This window comes from Pseudomonas sp. NUPR-001 (genome assembly GCF_052147955.1).
Lineage (GTDB): Bacteria > Pseudomonadota > Gammaproteobacteria > Pseudomonadales > Pseudomonadaceae > Aquipseudomonas.
On sequence record NZ_CP197353.1, the window covers coordinates 1,159,450 to 1,174,938 of the forward strand.

The window sequence follows — 15,489 nt, forward strand, 5'->3', positions numbered from 1 at the left end:
GTCTATCGCTAATGAGCTATCGGCCGATTTGTATCAAAGCTTGAATAGAGGGTGAAAAAACATGCCTGACTCTTCGCAGTTCATTCTCGGCGCTGATCTGGCCGGACAACCAGTTGCTCAAGCCATGCGTCTGGCTAACCGCCACGGTCTGGTTGCGGGGGCCACCGGTACGGGAAAAACCGTCACCCTGCAGCATATGGCCGAGGCCTTTAGCGATGCCGGGGTCGCGGTGTTTGCGGCTGACGTCAAAGGCGACTTGTGTGGTCTGGGTGCGGTCGGCAACCCTCAAGGCAAGGTGGCTGAGCGGATTGCCGGTATGCCTTGGCTCGGCTATCGGCCGCAGGCCTATCCGGTCAGTCTGTGGGATATTCATGGGCAATCCGGCCATCCTTTGCGCACTACCCTGAGCGAAATGGGCCCGTTGTTACTGGGTAACTTGCTGGAACTGACCGACAGCCAGCAGGCTGCGCTGTATGCCGCGTTCAAGGTGGCCGACCGCGAAGGTTTGTTGTTGCTCGACATCAAGGACCTCAAGGCGCTGCTGGCGCACCTCAAGGACAATCCGCAACTGCTCGGCGAAGACAGCGCGCTGATGACCACAGGTTCCAGCCAGGCACTGTTGCGACGCCTGGCGACCTTGGAGCAGCAGGGCGCCGAAGCCTTGTTTGGTGAGCCGGCTTTACAGCTCGAAGACCTGCTGCGCCCGGATACTGACGGCCGTGGTCGTATTCATTTATTGGACGCCAGCCGCCTGGTGCACGAAGCGCCCAAGGTCTATGCGACCTTCCTGTTGTGGTTGCTGGCCGAGTTGTTCGAACAGTTGCCTGAGCGTGGCGATGCCGACAAGCCGCTGCTGGCGCTGTTCTTCGATGAAGCGCACCTGCTGTTCAATGGTACGCCCAAGGCGTTGCAGGATCGTCTGGAGCAGGTGGTTCGGCTGATTCGTTCCAAGGGTGTTGGGGTGTATTTCGTTACCCAGTCGCCGAGTGACTTGCCGGATGATGTCCTGGCGCAGTTGGGCTTGCGTATTCAGCACGGTTTGCGTGCGTTTACCGCCAAAGAGCAGAAGTCGTTGAAGGCAGTTGCCGACGGTTTCCGCCCCAATCCCGACTTTGACACCTTGAGTGTGCTGACTGAGCTGGGTATCGGTGAGGCCTTGGTCGGCACCTTGCAGGATAAAGGTACGCCGGGCATGGTTCAGCGGGTGTTGATTGCGCCGCCGCAGTCGCGCATCGGGCCATTGAGCGACGTTGAGCGCACAGCGCTGATTGCCGCCTCGCCACTGGCCGGGCGTTACGACAAACCGGCAGACCGTGAATCGGCTTATGAAATGCTCAATGCCCGCAAGGGTGGGGTTGCACCACCTGAGCAAGCGCCGGCCGCTGCCGAAGAGAGTTTGGCCGACAAGGCTGGGGAGTTTCTGCAGAGTGCGGCAGGGCAGGCGATCAAATCTGCCATGCGCCAGGCCGCCAACCAGTTCGGGCGCCAGTTGGTGCGTGGCTTGATGGGCTCGTTACTCGGTAGCAGCAAACGCCGCTAACTGCCTGTAGGAGCGGGCTTGCCCCGCGAGGCGGTGTGACAGGTGCACCGCAATCGCGGGGCAAGCCCGCTCCTACAGGTGGTGCAAGACAGTTCCCACCATGAAAAAAGGCGCCCGGAGGCGCCTTTTTTACTGCGAGCAGGTTCAGACGAAGAACTTGGTCGCCAACCAGAACAAGCCAGCCGACAGGCCCACGGTTGCTGGCAGGGTCAGTACCCAGGCCAGCAGGATGGTCTTGACGGTGCCGCCTTGCAGGCCGCTCTTGTTCGCCACCATCGTACCGGCTACACCCGACGACAATACGTGGGTGGTCGATACCGGCAGGCTGAAGATGTTGGCCATGCCGATGGCGCAGGCTGCGGTGATCTGTGCCGCCATGCCCTGGGCATAGGTCATGCCCTGCTTGCCGATTTTCTCACCGATGGTCAGTACCACACGCTTCCAGCCGACCATGGTACCCAGGCCCAGGGCCAGGGCGACCGCGAGAATCACCCAGAACGGGGCGTATTCGGTGGTGGCCGTCAGGTCTTTACGCAGCTTGTCCAGGTCGGCCTTTTCACGCGCCTGCAGGCCTGGCAGCTTGCCAACTTTCTTCGCGGTGTCGTCCAGGCAGAGCAGGTAGCGACGTACTTCTACACGCTTTTCAGGCGTCAGCGAGCGGTACTCGGTTACACCCTTGAGCGATTCGAGCAAGGCCGCGATGGTCGGTTCGGTTTGCTGCGGGTTGCAGCTGAACTGCTCTGGCAGGTCGCCAGTCTTGGCTTTGCCCAGTGCCAGGAATTCACCCAGGGTCGCTTCGTTGCGCTGGTAGAACTGGCTCAGGTGCAGGGTAGCGTCGCGGGTCCGCTCGATCTGATAGGTGGTGCTGTTCAGGTCGAGAACGAACTGCGCCGGAACGATACCGATCAGTACCAACATGATCAGGCCAATACCTTTCTGGCCGTCATTGGAGCCGTGCACGAAGCTTACGCCCATTGCCGACATGACCAGCACCAGGCGGTTCCAGAACGGCGGGTGCTTCTTGTCGTCGAGCTTGCGGCGCTGTTCAGGCGTCTTGTGCATCTTCGACAGTGGGCGCCACCATTTCAGGCCCAACAGCACGAGTGCCGCAACGGCAAAACCAGCCATCGGTGACAGCAGCAGGGAGACGCCGATGTCGATTGCTTTTTGCCAGTTGACGCCGTCACCCAGCGGAATGTCGCTGATCAGGGCGTTGGCCAGGCCAACACCGAGGATCGAGCCGATCAGGGTGTGGGAGCTGGAGGCCGGAATACCGAAGTACCAGGTGCCCAGGTTCCAGGCGATGGCCGCCGTGAGCAAGGAGAACACCATGGCCAGACCATGGCCGGTGTTCACATTGATCAGCAGTTCTACCGGCAGCAGGTGCACGATGGCGTAGGCCACACCGACACCGCCGAGCAGCACGCCGAGGAAGTTGAACACCCCGGAAAAGAACACTGCCAGGTGTGGGGGCATGGCTTTGGTGTAAATGACTGTCGCTACCGCGTTAGCGGTATCATGAAAGCCATTAATGAACTCGAAGGCGAGTACGAAGGTCAAAGCAAGCACGAGGCTCACCAGTACCCAGGCATCAAGTCCGCTGAATAAATCGATCATGAAGGTTTTCTGACCCGGTCATAAGGGGGCGCGATTATGCCAGAAATCCCTGCTAATCGATGCACCTGCCGCTGACCGGTTCTGGCCGTCCGGACACTTTTCCAGCAAGGGATGTGTCGGAAACGACCGCGAAAATGTCGGCTAAAATCGGTAAAAATCTAGAAAATATAAGGGTTTACCGAAAGTCGCTGCGTCTATGAAAAATTCAAACGCATGTATGAAATTTGTGAGAAACCATTACCGCTTGCGGTAGGGCTGTAACGATCAGCCCTATCCGGCTTTTCTCAAGTACCACTCATCCGGCCAGCAACGGTGCAGGACAGGGGCGAGCATCAGGGCTCGTCGGCCTTGAGTTCTTTCTCGATCTTTTGGATTTCCTGGGCGAATGCCTGGTCAAGAATACTGGCGCGCTTGCGCCAGGGCTTGCGCTCTGGATCGGGTTGGGCGGCGTAAGTGGTGACTTCCCCGCCGTAAACTTCCTTGTAACGTTGTTCCTGGCGCTCAAGTTCCGCGCGCAGTTCGTCTTTCGTCACAGTGCTACCTGTTGGTTATGAATAAACTCTGGCGTTAACGCGTCAGCGGTTACGCTCCTGCGCAACATCAACGCGGCTACGCTGCCAGAGCGTAGTTACTGTCGCAGCAACAGTCGATTTTTAGCGTGCAAGTCGAATGCAACGAAAGGGTGCTCATTGTTATGACGTTGCAGCAGGTCCTTTCTCTGCGGCATCAGGCAAACACGGATTGGATCCGACATAGCCCCGCCAAGCAGCAGAAAGTAAAAGTGATTATAGCAAGCAAGTTGCACTACCGTATAAGCCAGTTGTTTCACTAATGACAACAAAGACCGGCGTTTGTTACGCGCTTGTTAACGTAGGTATGCAATCGGATTGTTCACACTAGCGCTGGCGCGAAGCACGGCGTAATTGTTTTCAGCGCGTAGAAGCAGTTAACACTTGGCTGAAAGAAGAAAAAACGGCCTCGCTTCGTGGGCAAGGCCGTGCCTGGGACTTCTACGGTGGGTACCTGACCAGTCTCTCCAAGAAGCCACATGGTGGCAGTGGAAAGGTATAAGCAATTGAGGGTAGCGGTCAATTGCGATTATCGGTCGTTGGTTCGATAATCGCCCCAGTGACCGTGTTGCCGAGGTGAACCATGACAGAAGAAACATCGCCCAAGGGGGCCGGATTGAACGATCAGGTGCGCAGTTCGTTTGCGTCGCTGGCACCGCCCATCGTTGCTTCACCGGCCAGGCGCATCCAGGCCTTCACCGGTGACCCGGACTTCATGACGTCGCTGGCGCGTGGCCTGGCGGTGGTCCAGGCATTCCAGGAACGCAAGCGTCACCTGACCATCGCGCAGATCAGCCACCGTACGGAAATTCCCCGTGCTGCGGTGCGTCGTTGCCTGCACACCTTGATCAAGCTGGGCTATGCCACTACCGACGGGCGCACTTACTCGCTGCTGCCCAAAGTGCTGACGCTTGGCCATGCCTACTTGTCGTCTACGCCACTGGCGGTGTCGGCCCAGCCCTACCTCGACCGTATGAGCGATCAATTGCACGAGGCCTGCAACATGGCCACGCTGGAAGGCGATGACATTCTTTACATCGCGCGTTCGGCGACGGTGCAACGGTTGATCTCCGTCGATCTCTCGGTCGGCGGGCGACTGCCTGCCTATTGCACCTCCATGGGTCGGATTCTGCTGGCCGCACTGGACGATGCGACCTTGCATGAATACCTGGAGCATGCCGACTTGCAGGCCAAGACCAGCCGTACCATCCGCGACCCGGTGGCACTGCTCGAATGCCTGCAGCAGGTCCGGCAGCAAGGCTGGTGCGTGGTTGATCAGGAGCTGGAGCAAGGCCTGCGCTCGATTGCCGTGCCGGTCTACGATGCTTCCGGTCAGGTGCTGGCGGCCCTTAACGTCAGCACCCATGCGGGTCGGGTCAGCCGCACCGAGCTTGAACAGCGCTTCCTGCCGATCATGCTTGCCGCCAGTCGTGACTTGAGCACACAGCTGTTCGCATAACCCTGTACGTTCCTGTTCGATAAACGCACAGTGTTGCGTTTATCGAATTGCGCGGCTTTCGACTGCTTATTAATGTCCTTCGCACCAGTCGGTCGGTCTTGATCGATTGTGTCGCTCACGCGCGCCCCGCACACATGCGCGCTACTACTGGATAAAAATAATGAACAGTCCGCAAGCTGCTGTCGGGAACTGCCTTGATGTGCAGTCCTTTATTAATGAACAACCACTGTCACGTTATCAATGGCGTGTGGTGATCCTGTGTTTCCTGATTGTGTTCCTCGATGGTCTGGATACTGCGGCCATGGGCTTTATTGCCCCAGCGCTGTCGCAGGACTGGGGGATCGACCGTGCCAGCCTGGGCCCGGTCATGAGCGCGGCGCTGATCGGCATGGTCTTCGGTGCCTTGGGCTCGGGGCCGTTGGCCGACCGCTTTGGCCGCAAGCTGGTGCTGGTGGTAGCCGTGGTGGTGTTCGGGGCATTCAGCCTGGCGTCGGCGTACGCCACCAACGTCGACCAGTTGCTGGTGCTGCGCTTTCTGACTGGCTTGGGTCTTGGCGCAGGTATGCCCAACGCCACCACCTTGCTGTCTGAATACACCCCCGAGCGGCACAAGTCGCTGTTGGTCACCAGCATGTTCTGTGGTTTCAACCTGGGCATGGCCGGCGGTGGCTTTATTTCAGCCAAGTTGATTCCGGCGTTCGGCTGGCACAGCCTGTTGCTGATCGGTGGGGTACTGCCCCTGCTGTTGGCCTTGGTATTGATGCTGTGGTTGCCAGAATCGGCACGCTTTCTGGTAGTGCGCAACCGTGGTACCGACAAAGTACGCAGAACACTGGCGCCGATCCAACCGGCGGTGGTCGGTCAGGCCTCGAGCTTTAGCGTGCCAGAGCAGAAAACGGTCAAGGCTCGTAATGTGTTCGCGGTGATTTTTTCTGGCACCTACAGCGTCGGCACCTTGCTGTTGTGGCTGACCTATTTTATGGGGCTGGTGATTGTCTACCTGCTCACCAGCTGGTTGCCGACCTTGATGCGTGACAGCGGCGCGAGCATGGAGCAGGCCGCCTTTATCGGTGCCTTGTTCCAGTTTGGCGGGGTCCTCAGTGCGGTGGCGGTGGGCTGGGCCATGGACCGCTACAACCCTCACAAGGTGATCGGGGTGTTCTACCTGTTGGCCGGGGTGTTTGCCTACGCGGTCGGGCAAAGCCTGGGCGACATCACCTTGTTGGCCACCTTGGTGTTGATCGCCGGCATGTGTGTCAACGGCGCGCAATCGGCCATGCCGTCTCTTGCGGCGCGTTTTTACCCGACCCAGGGCCGCGCCACTGGAGTGTCGTGGATGCTGGGTATCGGGCGTTTCGGGGCGATTCTTGGTGCCTGGATGGGCGCCACGCTGCTGGGGCTGGGCTGGAACTTCGAACAGGTGCTGACAGCGCTGGTGATTCCGGCCGGACTGGCTACGGTGGCGGTGCTTATCAAGGGCATGGTCAGCCACGCTGATGCGACGTGATTTGATGGTGTAGGAGCGGGCTTGCCCCGCGATGCGATTCGTCTGCCAAATCGCTATCGCGGGGCAAGCCCGCTCCCACTGCACGACAATTCGTTCGATAATCGAACAGATAGTCGATTATCGGATTGTACCGCTCCAGACCCCGCCTTAATCTGAAGTCCTACCGGCGCCACCCTCGGCGCCTTGCACACCGACCTCGACTCAGCATATCCAGGAGTCTGCAATGGCTGAAATTCTCTCGCTCCACGACGCCGTGAAGCAGTTCGTCCACGACGGTGACAGCGTCGCCCTCGAAGGCTTTACGCACTTGATTCCGACTGCCGCCGGGCATGAAATCATTCGTCAGGGCAAGAAAGAGCTGACCCTGGTACGTATGACGCCGGACCTGATCTACGATCAGCTGATCGGCGCTGGTTGTGCCCGCAAACTGATTTTCTCCTGGGGCGGCAACCCAGGCGTAGGCTCGTTGCACCGTCTGCGCGATGCCGTAGAAAAGCAATGGCCGCAGCCGATGGAAATCGAAGAGCACAGCCACGCTGACCTGGCCAACGCCTACGTTGCCGGTGCCTCGGGCCTGCCCTTCGCGGTGCTGCGTGCCTACGCCGGTTCCGACCTGCCCAAGGTCAACCCATTGATCAAGAGCGTTACCTGCCCCTTCACCGGTGAAGTGCTCGCCGCCGTCCCTTCGGTTCGCCCGGATGTCACCGTGATCCATGCGCAAAAGGCTGACCGCAAAGGCAACGTACTGCTGTGGGGCATTCTTGGCGTGCAGAAAGAAGCGGCCCTGGCGGCCAAGCGCTGCATCGTCACAGTCGAAGAGATCGTCGACGACCTCAATGCCCCGATGAACGCCTGTGTCCTGCCGACCTGGGCACTGTCGGCAGTGTGCCTGGTACCAAGCGGTGCGCACCCGTCGTACGCCCATGGTTACTACGAGCGTGACAACCGTTTCTATCAGGCCTGGGACCCGATTGCCCGCAATCGCGAAGCCTTCACCGCCTGGATCGACGAATACATTCGCGGCACCACCGACTTCACTGAATTCAAGGCAAAACTGGCCAGCGCTTCGGAGGCTGCACAATGAGCTACTCCACCAATGAAATGATGACCGTCGCCGCAGCTCGTCGTCTGCGCAATGGTGCGGTGTGCTTCGTCGGTATCGGCCTGCCTTCCAAGGCGGCCAACCTGGCGCGTCTGACGTCCTCGCCGGATGTGGTGCTGATTTACGAGTCTGGTCCGATCGGTGCCAAACCAAGCGTACTGCCACTGTCGATTGGCGATGGCGAACTGGCGGAAACCGCTGACACCGTAGTGCCGACCGGCGAGATTTTCCGCTACTGGCTGCAAGGTGGGCGTATTGATGTGGGCTTCCTCGGCGCCGCCCAGGTGGATCGCTTCGGCAACATCAACACCACCGTGGTCGGTGACTACCATCAGCCGAAAGTGCGCCTGCCTGGTGCCGGTGGCGCGCCGGAAATTGCCGGTTCTGCCAAGCAAGTGCTGATCATCCTCAAGCAATCGAACCGTGCCTTCGTCGACAAGCTCGACTTCATCACTTCGGTGGGGCATGGCGAAGGCGGTGACTCGCGCAAACGTCTGGGCCTGCCAGGTGCCGGGCCGGTGGGGATCATCACCGACCTGTGCATCATGGAGCCGGAAGCCGGCACCAACGAATTCGTGGTAACCGCGATCCACCCGGGCGTTACCCGTGAGCAGATCATTGCCGCGACCGGCTGGGCGATTCGCTTTGCCGATACAGTAGCGACCACCGAGGCGCCGAGCGACGTCGAGCTGACCGCGCTGCGTGATCTGGAAGCCCGTACGGCTGCCGCTCACGGCCAAGCACCAGGAGAAGCCTGATGCGTGACGTATTTATCTGCGATGCCATTCGTACCCCCATCGGCCGCTTCGGCGGCGCGTTGGCCGGTGTGCGTGCCGATGACCTGGCGGCGGTGCCGATCAAGGCCTTGATCGAGCGCAACCCGCAGGTGCAATGGGAACAGCTGGACGAAGTGTTCCTCGGCTGCGCCAACCAGGCCGGTGAAGACAACCGCAACGTGGCGCGCATGGCGCTGCTGCTGGCGGGGCTGCCGGACAGCGTGCCGGGGGTTACCCTCAACCGTCTGTGCGCTTCGGGCATGGACGCGGTGGGCACTGCCTTCCGCGCCATTGCCAGCGGTGAGATGGAGCTGGCGATTGCCGGTGGCGTCGAGTCGATGTCGCGTGCCCCGTTCGTCATGGGCAAGGCCGACAGCGCCTATTCGCGCAACATGAAGCTGGAAGACACCACCATTGGCTGGCGTTTCATCAACCCGTTGATGAAAGCCCAGTACGGCGTCGATGCCATGCCACAGACCGCCGATAACGTCGCTGACGACTATCAGGTCTCGCGTGCTGACCAGGACGCCTTCGCCCTGCGCAGCCAGCAACGTACAGCAGTGGCTCAGGCCGCCGGCTTTTTTGCTGAAGAAATCGTGCCGGTGCGCATTGCCCATAAAAAAGGCGAGACCGTCGTCGAGCACGATGAGCATCCACGCGCCGACACTACGCTTGAAGCGCTGGCGCGGCTGAAGCCGGTCAACGGCCCGGACAAAACCGTCACCGCCGGCAATGCCTCCGGGGTCAACGACGGTGCTGCAGCACTGATCCTGGCCTCGGCTGAAGCGGTGAAAAAACACGGCCTGACCCCACGTGCCCGAGTACTGGGGATGGCCAGCGCCGGTGTGGCGCCGCGGGTCATGGGCATTGGCCCGGTGCCTGCGGTACGCAAACTGACCGAGCGTCTGGGTGTGGCAGTGAGCGATTTCGATGTGATCGAGCTCAATGAAGCGTTTGCCAGCCAAGGTTTGGCGGTGCTGCGTGAACTGGGCCTGGCCGATGATGCGCCGCAGGTCAACCCGAACGGTGGCGCTATTGCTCTGGGCCATCCGCTGGGCATGAGTGGCGCGCGTCTGATCCTGACGGCCCTGCACCAACTGGAGAAATCCGGTGGTCGCAAGGGGCTGGCGACCATGTGCGTTGGCGTAGGGCAGGGCCTGGCCCTGGCTATCGAGCGCGTGTAAACCAATGATCCCAGGCGAGCGGCTCCCACGCAGGGCTGTTCGCTTGGGGTGATTGTTCTGCGGAACGAGGTGTTACTGAATATGTCTAGACTTCAGTAACCCTCCAGGAGTAAACGGTCATGACTACAGCCTATTACACCGGTGAGGAGCGCAGTAAGCGTATCTTCGCCATTGTCGGTGCCTCTTCGGGCAACTTGGTCGAATGGTTCGACTTCTATGTCTATGCCTTCTGCGCCATCTACTTCGCCCCGGCGTTTTTCCCCTCCGACGATCCCACGGTGCAACTGCTCAATACCGCAGGGGTGTTCGCGGCTGGCTTTTTGATGCGACCGATTGGTGGCTGGCTGTTCGGCCGGGTGGCCGACCGGCATGGCCGCAAGAATTCCATGATGATCTCGGTGCTGATGATGTGTGCCGGCTCCCTGGTCATCGCTTGCCTGCCCACCTACAACTCGATCGGCGCCTGGGCGCCTGCGCTGCTATTGCTGGCGCGGTTGTTCCAGGGCCTGTCGGTAGGTGGCGAGTACGGCACCACCGCTACCTATATGAGTGAAGTGGCGCTGCGTGGTCAACGCGGGTTTTTTGCCTCGTTCCAGTACGTCACCCTGATCGGCGGGCAACTGCTGGCGGTGCTGGTGGTGGTGATTCTGCAGCAACTGCTCAGCGAAGATGAACTGCGCGCCTGGGGCTGGCGGATTCCGTTCGTGGTGGGCGCCGTTGCTGCGGTGATCTCGTTGTTCCTGCGCCGTTCGCTGGAAGAGACCAGCAGCGCCGAGACCCGTAACGACAAAGAGGCAGGCAGTATTGCCGGGCTGTTCCGTCATCACACGGCGGCCTTCATCACCGTGCTGGGTTACACCGCTGGCGGCTCGCTGATTTTCTACACCTTTACCACCTACATGCAGAAGTACCTGGTGAACACCGCCGGCATGAGCGCGAAAACCGCCAGCTTCATCATGACCGGCGCGCTGTTTCTGTACATGTGCATGCAGCCGTTCTTCGGCATGCTTTCCGACCGTATTGGCCGGCGCAATTCGATGCTGTTGTTCGGTGCCTTGGGTACCGTATTCACCGTGCCGATCCTGATGGCGCTGAAAACCGTTACCAGTCCGTTTCTGGCCTTTGTGCTGATTACCCTGGCGCTGTGCATTGTCAGTTTCTATACCTCGATCAGTGGCTTGGTCAAAGCCGAGATGTTCCCGCCGCAGGTGCGCGCGCTGGGCGTCGGCCTGGCCTATGCGGTGGCCAACGCGATGTTTGGCGGCTCGGCCGAATATGTGGCGCTGGGGCTGAAGTCGATGGGGATGGAGAACACCTTTTACTGGTACGTTACCGCCATGATGGCGATCGCTTTCCTGTTCAGCCTGCGCCTGCCGAAACAGGCGGCTTACCTGCACCACGATCATTGACTTGCGAAGGATGTGTAGATGACCCCGCGACCCGGCAATCAGCTGTTCGATGCCTACTTCACCGCACCGGCGATGCGTGAGGTGTTTTCCGACCGTGGCCGGGTACAGGGCATGCTCGATTTCGAGGCAGCCCTGGCGCACGCAGAAGCGGTCGTTGGAGTCATTCCGCAGGTGGCAGTGGCACCGATCGTGGCCGCCTGTAAGGCTGAACGTTATGACTTTGCCGCACTCGCCGAGGCCATTGGTATTGCCGGAAACTCCGCCATTCCGCTGGTCAAGGCCCTGGGCCGGGTGATCGCCAGTGGCGTCCCCGAAGCCGAGCGTTATGTGCACCTGGGCGCCACCAGTCAGGATGCCATGGACACCGGCCTGGTCTTGCAACTGCGCGAGGCCTTGAGCCTGATCGAACGCGACCTGCAACAACTTGCCGAAGCCTTGGCCCGTCAGGCCGAGGCCCACGCCAATACGCCACTGGCCGGACGCACCTGGCTGCAACACGCCACCCCGGTGACCCTGGGGATGAAAATTGCCGGTTGGCTGGGCGCCTTGACCCGCCATCGCCAGCGTTTGCAGGAACTCAAGCCGCGCTTGCTCACCCTGCAGTTCGGTGGCGCCTCCGGAACCCTGGCGGCGCTAGGGGAACAGGCCTTGCCGGTGGCCGAAGCCCTGGCCGCGCACTTGCAACTGCAACTGCCGGAACAACCGTGGCATACCCAGCGCGACCGTCTGGTGGAGTTCGCCTCGGTGCTCGGGATGCTCGCCGGTAGCCTGGGCAAGATGGGGCGCGACATCAGCTTGCTGATGCAGACCGAAGCGGCCGAAGTATTCGAGCCTGCGGCGCCTGGCAAAGGTGGTTCTTCGACCATGCCGCACAAGCGCAACCCAGTGGGTGCGGCGGTGTTGATCGGCGCGGCAACGCGGGTGCCGGGGCTGGTTTCTACGCTGCTCAGCGCCATGCCGCAGGAGCACGAGCGTAGCCTGGGCCTGTGGCATGCCGAGTGGGAAACCCTGCCGGAGATCTGCTGCCTGGTTTCTGGTGCCTTGCGTCAGGCACAGATCATCGCCGATGGCTTGCAGGTCGATGCCGAGCGCATGCGCCACAACCTCGACCTGACCCAAGGCCTGGTGCTGGCGGAGGCGGTGAGTATCGTCCTCGCCCAGCGCCTGGGCCGCGACACCGCGCATCACCTGCTGGAAACCTGCTGCAAGCGCGCCGTGGCCGAGCAACGCCACTTGCGTGCCGTGCTGGGTGACGATCCGCAGGTGAGTGCTGAACTGTCTGCAGACGAACTCGATCGTCTGCTAGATCCGGCGCATTACCTCGGTCAGGCGCGTGTCTGGGTCGAGCGTGCGCTGGCTGAACATCATCGTTTCCAAGCCTGAAGGAGGCCGCAGTGGCACAGGTACAACTCGCCGATGGCGCACTTAACTATCAACTCGACGGCCCGGAAGGCGCCCCGGTGTTGGTGTTGTCCAACTCCCTGGGCACTGACCTGCACATGTGGGACACCCAGGTCCCGGTGCTGGCCGCGCATTTTCGCGTGTTGCGCTACGACACCCGTGGGCATGGCGCGTCGCTGGTAACCGAAGGGCCTTACTCGATCGAGCAGTTGGGTCGTGACGTGCTGGCACTGCTGGATGCGCTGAACATCGAGCGCGCGCATTTCTGTGGTCTGTCCATGGGTGGTTTGATTGGCCAGTGGCTGGGCATCAATGCCGGTGAGCGAATCAACCGCCTGATCGTCTGCAACACCGCGGCCAAGATTGGCTCGCCAGACACCTGGAACCCGCGCATCGAGATGGTCCTGCGCGACGGCAAGGCGGCGATGGTCGGCCTGCGCGATGCCTCGATCGAGCGCTGGTTTACCCCGGCTTATTCGTCCAGCAACCCGGATCAGGCCAAGCGCATCACCGACATGCTCGCCGCCACCTCGCCGCAAGGCTACGCCGCCAACTGTGGTGCGGTGCGTGATGCTGACTTCCGTGATCAACTGGGTGAGATCAAGGCGCCGTTGCTGGTGATTTCCGGTAGTCACGACGCGGTCACGCCCCCTGCGGGCGGGCTGTTCATTCAGGAAAACGTGCAAGGCGCCGAATACGCCGAGTTCCATGCCGCGCACCTGTCCAACGTCGAAGTCGGCGAGCCATTCAGCCGCCGTGTGATCGACTTTTTGCTGGCCCGCTGAGGAACCGTTCGTGGACGAAAAACAACGTTACGAAGAAGGCATGAAGGTGCGTCGTGCGGTGCTGGGCGATGCTCATGTCGACCGCAGCCTCAATAACCTGACCGACTTCAACAGCGAGTTCCAGGAAATGATCACCCGCCACGCCTGGGGTGATATCTGGACCCGCCCGGGGTTGCCACGGCACACCCGCAGCCTGATCACCATCGCCATGCTGATCGGCATGAACCGCAATGAAGAGCTCAAGCTGCATTTGCGTGCCGCTGCCAGCAATGGCGTGACCCGCGAAGAGATCAAGGAAGTGCTGATGCAGAGCGCGATCTACTGCGGTATTCCGGCGGCCAATGCCACCTTCCACCTGGCCGAGTCGGTGTGGGATGAGTTGGGGGTTGAGTCGCGGGTGTAGCCTCAATCGCGGGGCAAGCCCGCTCCCACAGAATGCTCACCTACCGCTGTGGGAGCGGGCTTGCCCCGCGATACGATATGGCTGACAAACCGCAATCGCGCGGCCCGATGAAAAACCGTAAATCTGTCGGAATTTCCCGATTCCATGTAGTCCATTTCCCAAGCATACTTTTGCCGCGCGAAGTTGGTTGCGATGGCACCAATACCGCTCTAGTGTCACCCAGTCGTTGGTTATCAACGATCGGCTTTGACAGGCTGACTCAGATCTCTAGAGCACGTGCACGCGTTATGGCGGTTGTACGTGGGGCACCTTGTGTGCGCCGAGTTCTAGAGTCCTCGGTCTGTCAACCCGCGTACAGCTGCCACCTTCTTGTTTGACAGCAGGTCTGTAGCAGCCTCACTGACTCTAGAGGTTCGCATGCTCAAGATAGTCCCTGATCCACCTGCAAACACTTACCACACCCTCGAAGACATACTCGTCCAGATCTCCGAATACCTTGTGTGCGCATTAACTGTGTCGCATCAAACAGTCCTGCTTCACTCCAGCGCCTCTTGCCAGGCATTGAGCCTCGCCGCCCTGCACGAAATCGACAACGCCCACCGCTTGGTAGAACTGGCGTTGAGCAAGGTTCAGTCACAGCACTGAGTTTGAGCGCCAGCCTTGCTGCGGCAAGGCTGGCCGCTTCGTGTATGCCCGGAGTGCAACAAATGAGCGAAGAAGGTTTTAAAACAACTGGTGTCGGTATGTTTGGTGAAGGCGAGCACGAAAGCCGTACTGAACGGCTGTTCCGGGTGGAGGCAGGGCACGATGCGCAGTTTGTGATGGAGCAAGCGGCTTTGCTGATGGGCTGTGTGAGCAAACTGACCCAGCATGTGTTGTTCGAGCAGGATGAAGCCATGGTTTTGGCCGCTCACTACCTGAGCGGCATGGCCAAAGCGCTGGTTGAAGACGTAGCGCATGGCATGGTGCAAGCGCCTTGGAACCGGTGACACTTGGGAACTGTATCTGTGTACTTATCCCTTAGGTAGGCTGGGACGCGGCGAGAACCGCGTCTGAGCCAAAAATGTGTAAACCATGTCTCCGGTTTACAGAGTAGCGGATGTCTGCGGTTGTACACCCGCGATCTATTCACTCATTCACACCGCCGCCTTCTTCTGCCTGACCGCCACCGGACCTGCATTGCGTTCAATGGCCTGCTTCAGCTCCGGCCGCATTCCCAGCAAAAAGCCCAATTCCGCCACCACGAACAACGGCCCGACGATCAAGCCGCTCAGGTCATCGACAAACGCCGGTTTGCGCCCCTCGTAGTAATGGCCGACAAACTGGATCGCCCAGCCGACCACAAACAACCCCAGCCCGGCGCTCAACCAGACCAGCGTGCTCTGCTGCGCCAGCGCTTGCCCGGCCCACAGGCACAAGCCCAGCAGCAGTGCCATGATCAGCCCGAACTGTTGGTCCAGGCGCAGGTAGAACCAGCCCGCCCACAGGGCCACCAGCAGCGCAGGCGACAGCCACATCCCCGCCATTTCTGTGCCGGGGCGTGACAACAGCACGGTTACCGCGAGCACAATCATCGGGATGCCAACGAAGTGGGTGGCGATGTTGCGCGGGTCACGGTGGTAGGCTGCGTATTGACTGAGGTGTTCGACCAGGTTTTTCATTATTGTTCCTCCTGTAGGGTGGCATGAGCATGCCCTGCAGCTGTTGCGGCTGTCTGTCGGCTAGCCGACAGAGTTG

Annotated in this window: 15 protein-coding genes; 12 read left to right on the forward strand and 3 right to left on the reverse strand. The window is 60.4% G+C overall.

The features are described from left to right. The first annotated feature begins 61 nt into the window (after window positions 1–61). Window positions 62–1,540 carry a helicase HerA-like domain-containing protein gene (locus ACP6KB_RS05415; RefSeq protein WP_442112393.1) on the forward strand — a complete coding sequence of 493 codons (1,479 nt, stop codon included), beginning with the start codon at window positions 62–64 and terminating at the stop codon, window positions 1,538–1,540. A gap of 144 nt (window positions 1,541–1,684) precedes the next feature. Here the strand turns inward: ACP6KB_RS05415 and ACP6KB_RS05420 are convergent, their stop codons facing one another. Together ACP6KB_RS05420 and ACP6KB_RS05425 are read right to left on the reverse strand one after the other, a co-directional pair. Next, window positions 1,685–3,157, reverse strand: a complete 1,473-nt coding sequence (locus ACP6KB_RS05420) for an inorganic phosphate transporter (protein WP_442112394.1) — start codon at window positions 3,155–3,157, stop codon at window positions 1,685–1,687. A 332-nt stretch (window positions 3,158–3,489) separates the two neighbouring features. Then, window positions 3,490–3,690: a hypothetical protein gene (locus ACP6KB_RS05425; RefSeq protein ID WP_442112395.1), complete on the reverse strand. Its 201-nt coding sequence runs from the start codon at window positions 3,688–3,690 to the stop codon at window positions 3,490–3,492. Between the two features lie 619 nt (window positions 3,691–4,309). Between ACP6KB_RS05425 and pcaR the strand changes: the two genes are divergently transcribed. The 11 genes from pcaR to ACP6KB_RS05480 all read left to right on the forward strand — a co-directional run bounded on the left by pcaR (window position 4,310) and on the right by ACP6KB_RS05480 (window position 14,741). Beyond that, complete coding sequence (pcaR, locus tag ACP6KB_RS05430) at window positions 4,310–5,185, forward strand: pca regulon transcriptional regulator PcaR (protein WP_442112396.1); 876 nt, start codon at window positions 4,310–4,312, stop codon at window positions 5,183–5,185. Between the two features lie 160 nt (window positions 5,186–5,345). After that, a complete protein-coding gene (locus tag ACP6KB_RS05435; protein ID WP_442112397.1) occupies window positions 5,346–6,692 on the forward strand; it encodes an MFS transporter in 1,347 nt (448 codons plus the stop codon). Window positions 6,693–6,915: 223 nt separating this feature from the next. Then, a complete protein-coding gene (locus ACP6KB_RS05440; protein ID WP_442112398.1) occupies window positions 6,916–7,776 on the forward strand; it encodes a CoA transferase subunit A in 861 nt (286 codons plus the stop codon). Next, window positions 7,773–8,552, forward strand: a complete 780-nt coding sequence (locus ACP6KB_RS05445) for a CoA-transferase subunit beta (RefSeq protein ID WP_442112399.1) — start codon at window positions 7,773–7,775, stop codon at window positions 8,550–8,552. Before ACP6KB_RS05440 ends, ACP6KB_RS05445 begins: the two co-directional genes overlap by 4 nt. Then, on the forward strand, window positions 8,549–9,754 hold the full coding sequence (gene pcaF, locus ACP6KB_RS05450) for a 3-oxoadipyl-CoA thiolase (RefSeq protein ID WP_442114258.1): 1,206 nt from the start codon (window positions 8,549–8,551) through the stop codon (window positions 9,752–9,754). Before ACP6KB_RS05445 ends, pcaF begins: the two co-directional genes overlap by 4 nt. A gap of 119 nt (window positions 9,755–9,873) precedes the next feature. Continuing rightward, entirely contained in the window at window positions 9,874–11,163 is a 1,290-nt protein-coding gene (locus tag ACP6KB_RS05455; protein ID WP_442112400.1) for an MFS family transporter, read from the forward strand. A gap of 18 nt (window positions 11,164–11,181) precedes the next feature. Then, a complete protein-coding gene (locus ACP6KB_RS05460; protein ID WP_442112401.1) occupies window positions 11,182–12,546 on the forward strand; it encodes a 3-carboxy-cis,cis-muconate cycloisomerase in 1,365 nt (454 codons plus the stop codon). Window positions 12,547–12,557: 11 nt separating this feature from the next. Beyond that, window positions 12,558–13,349: a 3-oxoadipate enol-lactonase gene (pcaD, locus tag ACP6KB_RS05465; RefSeq protein ID WP_442112402.1), complete on the forward strand. Its 792-nt coding sequence runs from the start codon at window positions 12,558–12,560 to the stop codon at window positions 13,347–13,349. Between the two features lie 10 nt (window positions 13,350–13,359). Then, window positions 13,360–13,752, forward strand: coding sequence for a 4-carboxymuconolactone decarboxylase (pcaC, locus tag ACP6KB_RS05470; RefSeq protein ID WP_442112403.1), 393 nt, complete (start codon window positions 13,360–13,362; stop codon window positions 13,750–13,752). A gap of 417 nt (window positions 13,753–14,169) precedes the next feature. Next, window positions 14,170–14,397 carry a hypothetical protein gene (locus ACP6KB_RS05475; RefSeq protein WP_442112404.1) on the forward strand — a complete coding sequence of 76 codons (228 nt, stop codon included), beginning with the start codon at window positions 14,170–14,172 and terminating at the stop codon, window positions 14,395–14,397. 62 nt (window positions 14,398–14,459) lie between these two features. After that, a complete protein-coding gene (locus ACP6KB_RS05480) occupies window positions 14,460–14,741 on the forward strand; it encodes a DUF3077 domain-containing protein (RefSeq protein WP_442112405.1) in 282 nt (93 codons plus the stop codon). A 147-nt stretch (window positions 14,742–14,888) separates the two neighbouring features. On the opposite strand, the gene ACP6KB_RS05485 is transcribed toward ACP6KB_RS05480, so the two are convergent. Next, the gene (locus ACP6KB_RS05485) at window positions 14,889–15,413 is read right to left on the reverse strand and encodes an Mpo1 family 2-hydroxy fatty acid dioxygenase (RefSeq protein ID WP_442112406.1); all 525 of its coding nucleotides are present in this window, start codon (window positions 15,411–15,413) and stop codon (window positions 14,889–14,891) included. Between the last annotated feature and the right edge of the window lie 76 nt (window positions 15,414–15,489).